At 45.1% G+C, this 11,493-nt stretch carries 10 protein-coding genes; 3 read left to right on the plus strand and 7 right to left on the minus strand.

Annotated features, from left to right (window positions below):
- Positions 1-27: 27 nt before the first annotated feature.
- Positions 28-2,517 carry a bifunctional YncE family protein/alkaline phosphatase family protein gene (locus L0660_RS11540; protein ID WP_235159587.1) on the plus strand — a complete coding sequence of 830 codons (2,490 nt, stop codon included), beginning with the start codon at positions 28-30 and terminating at the stop codon, positions 2,515-2,517.
- Between the two features lie 352 nt (positions 2,518-2,869).
- Complete coding sequence (locus L0660_RS11545) at positions 2,870-5,695, plus strand: ATP-binding protein (protein WP_235159588.1); 2,826 nt, start codon at positions 2,870-2,872, stop codon at positions 5,693-5,695.
- A gap of 11 nt (positions 5,696-5,706) precedes the next feature.
- Here L0660_RS11545 and L0660_RS11550 read toward each other — a convergent pair whose 3' ends face one another.
- The 7 genes from L0660_RS11550 to L0660_RS11575 all read right to left on the minus strand — a co-directional run bounded on the left by L0660_RS11550 (position 5,707) and on the right by L0660_RS11575 (position 10,477).
- Positions 5,707-6,411, minus strand: a complete 705-nt coding sequence (locus L0660_RS11550; RefSeq protein WP_235159589.1) for a hypothetical protein — start codon at positions 6,409-6,411, stop codon at positions 5,707-5,709.
- 36 nt (positions 6,412-6,447) lie between these two features.
- Entirely contained in the window at positions 6,448-7,389 is a 942-nt protein-coding gene (locus tag L0660_RS11555; protein ID WP_235159590.1) for a cytochrome-c peroxidase, read from the minus strand.
- Positions 7,390-7,404: 15 nt separating this feature from the next.
- Positions 7,405-7,788, minus strand: coding sequence for a hypothetical protein (locus L0660_RS11560; protein WP_235159591.1), 384 nt, complete (start codon positions 7,786-7,788; stop codon positions 7,405-7,407).
- A 543-nt stretch (positions 7,789-8,331) separates the two neighbouring features.
- Positions 8,332-8,601: a transposase gene (locus L0660_RS26320; RefSeq protein ID WP_374759239.1), complete on the minus strand. Its 270-nt coding sequence runs from the start codon at positions 8,599-8,601 to the stop codon at positions 8,332-8,334.
- Between the two features lie 169 nt (positions 8,602-8,770).
- Positions 8,771-9,169 (minus strand): hypothetical protein, encoded by a 399-nt coding sequence (locus L0660_RS11565; RefSeq protein WP_235159592.1) that lies wholly within the window; start codon positions 9,167-9,169, stop codon positions 8,771-8,773.
- Positions 9,153-9,419, minus strand: a complete 267-nt coding sequence (locus L0660_RS11570; protein WP_235159593.1) for a transposase — start codon at positions 9,417-9,419, stop codon at positions 9,153-9,155. Before L0660_RS11570 ends, L0660_RS11565 begins: the two co-directional genes overlap by 17 nt.
- 413 nt (positions 9,420-9,832) lie before the next feature.
- The gene (locus L0660_RS11575) at positions 9,833-10,477 is read right to left on the minus strand and encodes a Crp/Fnr family transcriptional regulator (RefSeq protein WP_235159594.1); all 645 of its coding nucleotides are present in this window, start codon (positions 10,475-10,477) and stop codon (positions 9,833-9,835) included.
- Positions 10,478-10,653: 176 nt separating this feature from the next.
- Between L0660_RS11575 and L0660_RS11580 the strand changes: the two genes are divergently transcribed.
- Positions 10,654-11,454, plus strand: a complete 801-nt coding sequence (locus L0660_RS11580; RefSeq protein WP_235159595.1) for a sulfite exporter TauE/SafE family protein — start codon at positions 10,654-10,656, stop codon at positions 11,452-11,454.
- Positions 11,455-11,493: the final 39 nt, after the last annotated feature.

An 11,493-nucleotide genomic window follows, 5' to 3' on the forward strand; every position in this document is an offset into this window, starting at 1 on the left:
TATAGTTCAAAATTCTGCTAACTCACCATGACAAAGAATCTGAAATTTGCAATTTACCTGATGCTGGCGGGCATCATCTGCTACGGATGTAAAAGGAATGCAGGCGGTCAATCCGAGGAATTAGCCTTGTATAAGCAACTTTCGGCCAAACGCATCGACTTGCCCAATGGCTGGTCACTCACACCGGTAGGCCGTAGCCTAGACCTGGACGACCTACCTTTAAACCTGGTTGTTTCCCCTTCAAAAAAATACCTGGCTGTCACTAACAACGGGCAGAGCACCCAAAGCATTACATTGATTGATGCGGCTTCCGAAAAAGTGCTGGACACTGCCATTGTCGCCAAATCATACCTTGGTCTGGCATTCAGTCAGGATGAGAAAATGATATATGCCTCGGGTGGAAACGACAATAAGATTTTGGTATACAAAATAGAAGACCAAAAACTTGTTGCTGCTGAGCCAATTGTGCTGGGCAAACCCTGGCCCATCAAAATATCTCCTACCGGAATAGCAGTCGACGACGCTCAAAAGCGGATTTATGTGGTGACAAAAGAAGACAGCGCGCTTTATGTTTGTGATTCTCAGACCAAAAAAACCATTGGTAAGCTAAACTTAGGTGCTGCGGCTTACACCTGTTTGCTTTCTAATGATAAAAAAGAGCTTTATGTTTCGCTTTGGGGCGGCTCGCGGGTGGTGATCGTAAACACAGAAACACAGCAGATTGCAGCGGAAATTGCGACCAACAAAAATCCCAACGACCTGCTATTGACCAGAGATGGCAAGTTTTTATATGTGGCAAACGGCAATGATAACACCGTGGCGCTCATTGATCTGGCCAAAAGACAAGTGTCGGAAACATTAACGACTTCTCTTTTTCCGGATGCGCCTGTGGGTACGACGCCTAATGGGCTTGCACTGAGTGAAGATGAGAAAACCTTATACATCGCCAATGCTGATAATAATTGCCTGGCAGTTTTTGACGTAGAAACCAAAGGTCGCAGCCGTTCCATCGGATTTATCCCGACTGGCTGGTATCCGACGGCTGTGAAAACAATTGGCACAAAGATATTTGTTACTAATGGAAAAGGATTTTCCTCTAAGGCAAATCCAAAAGGTCCAAACCCGAATTTATCAAAAGTTCCGCAACAGGTAGGGCCAAATCCGCAGGCATACACGGGCAGAGAGCAGTACATCGGAGGATTGTTTAAAGGTACATTATCCATCATAGATGCACCCTCGGCACAAACGCTTTCAGCCTACTCGCGTGTGGTATATGCCAACACGCCTTATACCAAAAATAAGGAGCTGAATGCGGAAGGGGAGGCTGGTAATCCGATCCCGATGAAAGTGGGTGATAAATCGCCGATTAAATATGTGTTTTACATTATCAAGGAAAATCGTACATACGACCAGGTCCTGGGCGATATGAAGGAAGGAAATGGCGACGCTTCCCTTTGTTTGTTTCCTGAAAAGATCACACCGAACCAGCACGCATTGGCCCGTCAGTTTGTGTTACTCGATAACTTTTACGTCGATGCAGAGGTGAGTGCCGACGGGCATAACTGGTCATCGGCTGCGTATGCTAATGATTATGTGGAGAAAAACTGGGTAACCAGCTATGGAGGTCGCGGTGGCACGTATGATTACGAGGGCCAGAAAGAAATCGCGCATCCCAGGGACGGATTTATCTGGGACCATGCCTTTCGTGCCGGGCTAACATTCCGCAGTTACGGCTGGTTTGCAGACGAGGGGAAAGCCAATATCAAAACACTTGAAGGACACTATTGCCCGACTTTCAAAGGTTATAATCTGGGCTATAAGGATATTGACCGGGAAGCTGCATGGGAAAAGGATTTTGATGAATTACTCGCCGCAGGCAAACTCCCAAGATTGAATACATTAAGGTTTGGTAATGATCATACATCGGGTGCCAGTGTAGGAAAGCCCACGCCGTTTGCTGCTGTGGCTGATAATGACCTGGCAGTCGGGCGTTTTGTTGAGCACCTTTCCAAGAGTAAGGTTTGGAATGAATCAGTTGTATTCATCCTCGAAGATGATGCTCAGAATGGACCCGATCACGTGGATGCACACCGTTCCATTGCATTTGTGGCTGGCGGTTTTGTCAAAAGAGGTTTTGTAGACCACACGATGTATTCGACTTCCGGAATGCTGCGTACAATGGAGTTGATTTTGGGGATCAAGCCCATGAGCCAGTACGATGCGGCGGCCACACCGATGTGGAGGTGTTTTGATAACAAGGTTAATCCGGGCAAGTTCACTTCAAAAGAAGCTGGGGTGGATCTGGATCAGAAAAATGTCGCGGTTAACAAAAACTCCCGAAAAACAGACCAGTTTGATCTCTCGATTCCCGACGCGATTGATGACCTGGTTTTTAGCGAAATAGTATGGCAGACAGTACGCGGCGAAAACAGCATCATGCCTGCTCCGCGTCGGGGTGCATTCGTTAGACTGGAAAGAGGGGGTGAAGAAGACGAAGAGGAATTTGATCAGGATTAATTCACTAAAAACCAAAAGTTTTCGGCTAGGCCGATCGAAAGATGGCAATATCCCAAGTCTCTCCCGAATATGGTGCTGGGAAAAAGGACTTAGAGAAAAATAATGCTTATTTTAGCAATAGTTTCCTTTTATTTCCAATTCTGCAACGCCTGTTGCAGAATTGGAAATAGGAACCAGAAAAGAACTTGCTAATTGTAAAACGATTCAGAATTTGACTGGGAAAATTAAAAAATTCCACAATTTGTACGTTTTGCAAAAAGGCTTCTTTGTTGTTTGCTGCTTGCTATTCAACTTTTCTGTTACCGCGCAAACAGCTCCGGTACTGCTCACAAAAAGCGCCCAATTAAAGCCCTTGTCGTTAACAACATCGCCCTGGAAATTCCGTTCCGGAGATGACACCAGATGGGGTACTCCTAATTTTCCAGACAGCAGTTGGCAGACGCTTGCCGGGACGAACTTTGGAGCAGGAAAATATACCAGATCCCCAGCGCCCAAGACTTGGACGGGTTTTGGCTGGTTTCGGTTATGGGTTAAAAAGGAAAGTCCCAATTTGACAAACAGCTGGGGTTTAAAGTTGAACCACGACGCAGCTTCGGAAACTTATCTGGATGGCAAAAAGGTCATGTCTTTTGGTCGGCTAGGAAATTCAAAGCAGACCATGCAAGCCGTACGGGAGCCCAGTGTGGCGATTCCGCTGGCTATTACGGACACGCTGCCGCACTTGATCGCTATCCGGTTCAGCAACTACAATGCATTTTATCCAAACTTTATCGGCTTTGATGCACAAATTCAGGATCTGCATCAGATGAACAGCCGGCTGGCGGCAGATCAACATTTCATGGACCTGCTCCTGATGAGCGTGGCTGCTGCTTGTACGCTGGTGCTGGTGCATTTACTGCTGTTTGCATTCTATCCTAAACAGCGGATTCATTTATGCTATGTATTCTATGTTTTCATGATTGCGCTGGGACTTTATGCGCGGTATGAGACCATTGTCACGACCGATCCTGCGATGCAGGTCTTCTTTACCAAAGTTTTTTTATGCTTTGTTACCATGAACCTTGCGTTTGGCGCATTGCTGCTCTATTCGGCAGGTTACAGCACATTGCCACGCAGAAAGATCATCGCAGTTTTTGGCATCTCCATTCCTGTTACTTTCTTGACCGTCTGGAATTGGTATGACGTTTGGTATGACAAAATCATAACTAATCTTCATAATTTATATCTGCTGCTATTTATCCTGGTCTTTTACACAGATGCCTTTCTGTCCGTTCTCAGGGAAATCCGAAAAGGTAAAAAGTCGTTGTGGTTGATCGCTGCGGGGGTCATTTTTCATTTTGTATCCGGAATATTGATTGGTGCCAATGTCTTTAACTGGTTTACATTGCCGGAAGTAATGCTAGCATTTGCTTGGGGCAATCTGGTCGTGCCCGCGCTGTTCACGATTTACCTGGCTTTGGAAGTGGCTGGGACGAATCGTTTTCTGGCAAAGCAGCTCATTGAAACCCGCGATCTGGCCGCAGCCAATCTAGCCCAGGAGCAGGAAAAACAACGGCTGATTCTGGCACATACAACGGAGCTGGAAGAAACCGTTTTGAAAAGAACCGCCCAGGTAAGAGAACAGGCCCAGCGGTTACAGGAGATGGACGCTGCGAAATCGCGCTTTTTTGTCAATCTAACGCATGAGTTCAAAACGCCGCTTTCCCTGATTATAAACCCTGCCAGGGAATTGTTGCGGAACCCTGATCCAAAAATTGCTGAGCAATATGCCGGTTATATCCTGCAAAACAGCAATCGGTTGTTACAGCTGATCAATCAGTTACTTGACCTTGGCCGGTTAGAATCAGGGCAAACTGTTCTGGACGTGAATCCGGTTGATATTATTGCTATGCTGCGCATTCATGTCGCACAGTTTGATTCTTTGGCAAACAACCGGAACATTCAACTGGATTTCTATACGGATTCGGAATCGGTGATTATTGATGAAGATGCTGATAAGCTCGAAAAGATTATTCAGAACCTGATCAGCAATGCCATTAAATTCAGTCAGAAGGATGGGCAAGTGAAGGTTTTCTTTGAGATGCTGGCTGACGCGCAGTACGAGATTAGGGTCGAGGATCAGGGAATTGGCATTCCTGAAAACAAGTTGCCATTCATTTTCGACCGATTTTACCAGGCCGATAGCAGTGACACCCGCACCAGGGAAGGGGCGGGGATAGGACTGGCGCTGGTTAAGGAAATGGTAACATTGCTTGGCGGGGAGATTATGGTAGACAGTTCCGAGGCAAAGGGAAGCACCTTTAAAGTCCGGTTGCCATATAAACTGAGTGCAGTAAATGCTGAACCAATGCCTTATCCCGAAACACCTGTTTACCAATCTAACAGCAATGAACAAATCGCTGACGAGCAACCAGGAAGTTCTCGACCGGTAATCCTGCTTATCGAAGACAATCAGCAACTGAACGCATTTATCCGAACGACCTTGTCCGAAAAATATGTGGTCCTGACCGCAGAAGACGGCCAGGCAGGAATTGATCTTGCACTTGCAGAAATCCCTGCGTTGATCATCACAGATCTAATGATGCCCGTCAAAAATGGCTATGAGGTGTGCGCTGAATTGAAAGCCGACGAGCGCAGCAGCCACATTCCTATTATCATGCTTACGGCCAAGGCGGATCAGGACAGCAGGATTCATGGTCTTGAAACGGGTTCAGATGCCTATCTGGGCAAACCGTTCGATAACCGGGAGTTGGAGGCGGTGATCGAAAACCTGCTACGGCAACGCAAGGCTTTGCAGGAAAAATACAGTCAGAATTACCGTTGGCTAACCCATACAGAAGAAATGCCTTCTGTGGAGAAGGCATTTCTTGATAAAATCAGGACCGTAATTGAGCAAAATCTGGATGATGAGCAGATCAGCACGGATTGGATTGGCAGGCAGCTTGGCCTCAGCCGGGCGCAGCTGCACCGCAAATTAAAAGCTTTAATCAACCAAAGTCCGGGTGAATTTGTACGTAGTATCCGCATGCAGAAAGCACACGAACTTCTAAAAAACAAAGCCGGTACGATCTCCGAAATCTCCTACATGGTCGGTTACAGCAACCCGGCCAATTTCTCAACCAGCTTTTCAAAACACTTCGGCTATCCGCCCAGTTCGGCAGGCATTGCAAAACAGTAAAAGTTTCGTGATCAGTTTTTCAAAGTGACCATTAAACGTTCATAAAAAGCTTCCGTTACGCTGCCTACATAGTTGTAAGGAACGGTCGTTCGTGGAAGCTTCAGAGTCGTCACATCATTGTCTATGAAAAAAGAGGTAGATGAGAAGACCGTGACAGGGACAATTGCTGATCCTGATTTTTCCAACCGGTAAGGAAAGACCATTTCGTATTCAAGATCCATATATTCCCCGATGATCATGTTTAAAGCGACAGGCGGGCCCATTTTTTCCCTTTCACCGTATGTGCCACCGTCAATGCTGGTGTGCAGGATTCTTGCACCCGAAGTGTTATGTGTAAGCCCGATCAGGTAACCCTCATTTACCGGAAAGGAAGGTGAAGCGATTCTTTTCAGAGTGATTTGTACGTCGAATGTCGCCACGCCAATTTTTCCCTCCTCATCTCCCGTATAAGTGTTCGTCTTAGCCAGTGACCGCGGCAAAGCAAGCACCTGATTTGAGCCGGTTACTGTTCCGGCCACTGCGCCACCTGCGCCTAGAAACGTAATCTTTTCAATTGAAAACTCACAGGGATACATCCGGTCGCCGCCGTTTACATCCTTGCATTTTGATTCGGGCAGGTTGCTGGCTGGTACGTCGTGATCTGTACAGGATACGGCCAAAGCAAGTACACCGTATGCAAGTGCTAGACAAAATGAGGTGATGCTGAGTTTAAACATAGTATTAAGGATAAGTGATGAAAGGTTGTGTAAAAGTCATTTCAAAAACCGCCTGTCAGTAAGGGCGATCAGGAAGTTTTCAATGTCTAGTTTTTCTGCTTCGGTAAGTTGTAAGGATCCGGTCAATATTGTATCACGATTGACGGCATTCGGAACGATTGCCTCAGGATTATTATAGTAGTTGATGACTTCTTTTAATGTTTTGAACATGCCATTGTGCATGTAAGGCGCTGTGATGGTAATGTTTCTTAAAGAGCCGATTTTGAATTTACCCAGATCGGATGCTTGATGAGAAATGGCAGAACGTCCGCTATCCGCGTGCATTTTGCCATCAAATAAGCCAATGTTCCTGAATTCAACATTATTAAAATCAGGGCCGAAATGACATTGAATGCATTTGGCTTTGGTATTGAACAATTTGAATCCTCTCTTCGCGGAAGCGCTGACCGCATCTTCGTTGTCGTTGACACGCCAGTCGTCAAAAGGACTGTCGCCCGTTTCCAGGGAACGTTCAAAATCAGAAAGGGCTTTTGCCAAATTGCTTTTGGACGGCAGCTCTTTAAAAATGCGCAGAAACGATTGCCGGTAAAATGCATCGGTGTTTAAGCGGGCGATCGCCGAATCCACCGGCAAATTCATTTCAACCGGATTCTCGATGGGCATCAGCACTTGTTGTTCCAAAGTGGTCGCCCTACCATCCCAGAAAAAACTTTCCTGAAAACGCATGTTCATAGCCGAAGGCGTATTCCTTGTCCCCACCCGACCATTCACGCCCGGACTTAACTGAACAGAATCCGCAAAGGCCAAATCCTCTTTATGACAAGATCCGCAGCTAATGGAACGGTTCCCCGACAAGATCGGGTCAAAAAACAGACGTTTTCCCAATTCCAGGGAAGTCGGCGGCTCAGGATCATGCATCACGCTGCGGATGAAAAGCAGCGGAACGGCGCAGATCAGTATGACTATTTTTGCTTTCACGAGGAGATATTGCAGTTACTTTTTGGGTAACTTCTTGCAGGCCAATCCATTCGCACCTTGATAGCGCTCCTGGCAGGTGTCGGAAATAGCGGTAAACAGTAGTGAATCCTGAGCGTAATATTTTAGCTTGTAAGTCCCGTAGTAAGCGAGGTTACAACCGTTGTCAGAAACACTTATCGTATCGTTTTTGATAAAATAGCGCCCGGTAGTGAATGCTTTACCATTTACAATGCCATCATAAGTGCTGTCGGCCCGAAAGACAAATAGCAGGTTAATGTCGCCGTTTGGAGATTTTTGTATCCGCTGCCAGCGTCCGACAATGGGATCTGGGGCACCTATAAAAGAGACTATGGTCAAAAGAGCAGCCAGGCAACCCAGCCATGTAATTGCGTTTTTCATCAGTTTCGAGCTTTGGGATTAAGATTCTCACAAAGCTCGATGATCACACTAAAACAGCGTTTTGAATTTGTTGCAGATACATTTGAAAACGTGTCAATTTGCAGAGAAACGTTGCTATAAGATCAAATAACATACTTTCAAAGATGAAACGGCGCCTCAAACATGATGTCTACCATTACATATTTCATTCAATGCCTGTGATATTACAGGCTTTATGTAGGGGGGTACTAGCTACAACAGAAAAATCCCGCCTAGCGATAAATGGCTGTTGAATCGGGCAATTCATTTTAGTAGTATAAGCAACTTAACCGGCGGAGATCGGTTGTGAAATATGCAACTTCTGGTGGATCTGATCTGCGATTGCAATCTCCGTCACGAATGTTTCGACAACTTTTTCTTGAAACAACTAGCTTCCATGGTAGCATTTATAACGACTTTTCTTTTTGTCGTTTTGAGATATTTTTTGATATTAAACGCTATGGCAGCCATCAGCATGTTCTTGTGTGCGCCCTCTTTGCCTAGTACGTTTATCTTATTGAGTCCTTAATATTGAACCAGACTACCAAAGACTGGCTCTACTGTACTCTGGCGCACCGGTTTCATTCGTTTTCCCCGCCTGCTGTGTTGCCTGATATAAGCCCTTTGATACTCTGGATCAAATGCTGTCCTTACGATCCTTTTACAGCCTGTATTTGGCGCGCACGTAGCCTTATGTATGCAGCTCATACAATCCTTCCTCGATGCCCAGTAAGCTTTCATGGGTTTACCATCGGCATTATATTCCAATGCCTTAAAGGGAAGTAGCTTGCCCATTGGACACGAAAACTGATCAATATCATTGTCATAAAGAAAACCTTCAACTTCTGGCTTATAGATACCGAATACCGGTATCCACAGTGATAATTAAGTTTTCTAGCCTTACCAGGCTTAACTGAAATACGCGCGTCCGGATTATGCGGATTGTAGTGCGTTTTGTTACTAACTAACTGCGCTTTCTCATGTGTTGCACCAACCGAAGCCACTGGATTGTCACGTAATTTATCCTGGTGTTTTTTACCCTACTCAGTTGATGCTGTGGAGCTGTGATTAAACTTGCCGAAGAAATGGTAGTAGCAGCTTGTTGTTGGTTTTCGGCATCTACACGCTTAAAGTGCTTCTCAATAGATTGAAAAGGCTTTTTCAGTTCTATGCTTTCCATTGATGCATTGGCCTTTACAGGTGCGGAATCTACAGCCTGAGTATGACCTGATACCATGCCTTTTTGGACACACATTGTAAATACTTTATTAAAAAGCATTTCAAAGACTTCAGCAGGATATAATTGTCTGGTCCGACTGATAGTGGAATGCCATGGTAACGGCTCATCAATATCGTATCCCAAAAAGATAAAGAATGTCCATGCGCATCGAGCAATGCTCTACCAATTTTCGATCAGAGGTTATATTTTCCAGATAACCCGTGAGCATCAACCTGAACCGGGCCGCCGGGCGGAATACAACAGGGTCTATGGATGGGTTTCCGGTGCTCCCATAAAGCTCTCTGGTATCCTTATAAATGGAGTTTAAATCCAAAGATTCTCTCAGTCCTCGATAGAAATTATCCTTCGGCACCCGGTCAGATAATTGAAGCAAGTGAACAGTTTTTCCGTGTAATTTTTTCTTCCTTGCATTCCTGAAGTTACAAAAAATCAAGGTATTCCGGAAGAAGATGGAGCTGTTTTTGTCCGAGTTCTGCAACGCCCACGAACGAATTTTTAAAAAATCTAGGATCATCCCAAGCTCTTGGCACAGCCGGTTATATTCAAACCGCGGTTAAAACAAACTCGGGCTGATTTTCGATTCTATGCGATTCTATATCCAATAGCGGCTATTTCGTACAGTAGGGTAAATATGTATTGATTAAATCGGACTTCTGCTTCCACATTGTTCACTCGGGATACGCTTACTGAGATGGCCAGCTATAATAATAAAGAATCCGGCTAAATGAACAGAATGCTGTCTATCTGACCTCTATTAAGCATTATGATACTCTGAAATCTTTTTAATCATATTCCAGCTACCCATTCAATACTATTTCTTTGAAGTCTGATTTTTTGATCCTGTTCCATTTTCTTTAATAATCTTGATATTACCTCCCGAGAAGTATTGAGATCATTGGCAATCTGATGATGGGTAATTAGAATCTGACTGGTCTTAGTATTGCTAAACCGATTTTTCAGATAAAATTCCAGTCTTTCGTCCATGCCCTTAAATACTACATTGTCGAACACTACCAGCAGCTCTTCAAAGCGGGCCCGGTAGTTGGCAATGACAAAGTAATACCAGGTTTTATATTTTTGCATCAGCTCGTCCATTAACTGGATCGGGATCAGAATTGCAACGGTATCTTCCAGGGCTTTGGCCATGATTTCACTCGCCTCTTGCTTTGTATTACAGATCATCGACAAGGCGCATGCGTTTCCTGGTTGAAGATCATAAACGAAGGCTTCCTGCCCATCATCTCCCTGACGGTAAAGTTTCACTCTACCGCTTCCAATAAGCAAGGTGTGTTTAATGTACTGTCCGGCCCGCATGATTACATCTCCGGCTGGGATCTTTTTCAGGCTGCATTCCCGGATCAGGTGCTGTTTTAATTCAGGTTCGAAGTCCGCAAAAACGGTATCGAGATAGTGGGCAATATCTTCACTCATAACTAGCTAAATGATTAAGCGAGGCATAAAGTCATAAAAAAAATGCACCCTAAAAGGTTCCGAAATGTTGGAATTGCAGGTTTGGGACATAACAAATATTATTTCCCATATGTGACCTTTATCACTTTCCCGGCGCTTGACACTTCTGATTTTTGCAGCATAAACAATGCAAAAAAATGGAAATCATCGCCTACATAGCGTCTGTATTTATTGGTATCTCATTGGGTATGATCGGCGGGGGCGGCTCCATTTTGACTGTGCCGGTCCTGGTCTATATGTTCGGTATTAGTCCTTTGGTATCAACATCCTACTCGCTGTTCATTGTCGGATCCACCAGTCTTGTCGGGGCATATAGCAATTACCGTAAAGGCGCAGTCAAAATCAAAACTGCACTGCTCTTTGGAAGCACATCTATCACAACGGTTTTCCTGACGCGTAAATTTTTAATTCCTTTGGTGCCCCATGATCTTTTTAGCATTGGAGCTTTCCAGATCACCGAACCTTTACTGACGATGGTGCTTTTTGCTGTGCTGATGGTGGCCGCATCGGTAGGCATGATCAAAAGCAAGGAGCGAAAACCAGGGTGTTTGGAGTGTGACCTGAAAGGTAATATTGCCCGGATGCTTTTAAGCGGCATTGGGATTGGACTTACTACGGGCTTTTTGGGAGCAGGGGGCGGGTTTTTGCTGATACCGACCTTGGTATTAATCCTGGGTATGTCTGTGAAGGAAGCTGTGGGCACTTCGCTTCTGATTATCGCGCTTAATTCGCTGATTGGTTTTGCAGGGGATATAGGACATTTTGTGATTGACTGGGCTTTTCTACTGAAAATCACTGGTATTGCCATGGCAGGGATTTTAATCGGGGGCACCCTAGCCAAAAAGGTTAATGCTACTTCTTTGAAGAAAGGGTTTGGCTGGTTTGTCCTGGTGATGGGGATTTACATTATATCCTCCGAGCTGATACATCTCAGATAAATTTTCAATCACTGGCCAAGCAGGTGAAAATGATTTTCA

The sequence above is a fragment of the Dyadobacter sp. CY351 genome, from assembly GCF_021502625.1.
Lineage (GTDB): Bacteria > Bacteroidota > Bacteroidia > Cytophagales > Spirosomataceae > Dyadobacter > Dyadobacter chenhuakuii.

Excerpts from the sequence above, each read along its gene's own strand:
- L0660_RS11575 (WP_235159594.1), bottom strand. The coding sequence starts at position 10,477 with ATGAGTGAAGATATTGCCCACTATCTCGATACCGTTTTTGCGGACTTC.
- L0660_RS11580 (WP_235159595.1), top strand. The coding sequence starts at position 10,654 with ATGGAAATCATCGCCTACATAGCGTCTGTATTTATTGGTATCTCATTG.
- L0660_RS26320 (WP_374759239.1), bottom strand. The coding sequence starts at position 8,601 with ATGGGCAAGCTACTTCCCTTTAAGGCATTGGAATATAATGCCGATGGT.
- L0660_RS11540 (WP_235159587.1), top strand. The coding sequence starts at position 28 with ATGACAAAGAATCTGAAATTTGCAATTTACCTGATGCTGGCGGGCATC.
- L0660_RS11560 (WP_235159591.1), bottom strand. The coding sequence starts at position 7,788 with ATGAAAAACGCAATTACATGGCTGGGTTGCCTGGCTGCTCTTTTGACC.
- L0660_RS11550 (WP_235159589.1), bottom strand. The coding sequence starts at position 6,411 with ATGTTTAAACTCAGCATCACCTCATTTTGTCTAGCACTTGCATACGGT.